2 protein-coding genes are annotated in these 494 nt (G+C 42.7%); both read right to left on the minus strand.

The window, feature by feature from the left end; all coding sequences use genetic code 11:
* Window positions 1-12 precede the first annotated feature (12 nt).
* Complete coding sequence (gene rpsQ / locus AB4496_RS26720) at window positions 13-267, minus strand: 30S ribosomal protein S17 (protein WP_004736739.1); 255 nt, start codon at window positions 265-267, stop codon at window positions 13-15.
* Window positions 267-458: a 50S ribosomal protein L29 gene (rpmC, locus tag AB4496_RS26725; RefSeq protein ID WP_004736737.1), complete on the minus strand. Its 192-nt coding sequence runs from the start codon at window positions 456-458 to the stop codon at window positions 267-269. The genes rpsQ and rpmC overlap by 1 nt, the downstream gene beginning before the upstream one ends.
* Window positions 459-494 lie beyond the last annotated feature (36 nt).

Raw genomic sequence — 494 nt, forward strand, 5'->3', positions numbered from 1 at the left:
GAATTACAAAGATTAAATCTTCGCTTTTTCTAGAACTTTAACCAATGTCCAAGACTTAGTCTTAGACAGAGGACGACACTCAGCGATTTCAACTTTGTCGCCTAGGCCACAAGTGTTGTCTTCGTCGTGTGCGTGTACTTTAGTCGTGCGTTTGATGAACTTACCGTAAATTGGGTGTTTTACAGTACGCTCAATAGCAACAACGATAGACTTGTCCATCTTGTCACTTACTACACGGCCTTGCTGGATGCGGTTAGTTTCGCTCATTATGCGCCTGCCTTTTCAGTCAAAACAGTTTTCACACGTGCGATGTCACGGCGTACAGCTTTTAGAGTATGAGTTTGCTGTAGTTGACCAGTTGCAGCTTGCATGCGCAAGTTGAACTGTTCACGTAGCAAATTCAATAGCTCAGCGTTAAGCTCTTCAACGTTCTTTTCGCGTAGATCTTGTGCTTTCATCACATCACCTGCTTAGTTACAAAAGTAGTTTTAACA

Source organism: Vibrio sp. 10N.222.46.A1 (assembly GCF_041473595.1).
Taxonomy (GTDB): Bacteria; Pseudomonadota; Gammaproteobacteria; order Enterobacterales; family Vibrionaceae; genus Vibrio; species Vibrio tasmaniensis_A.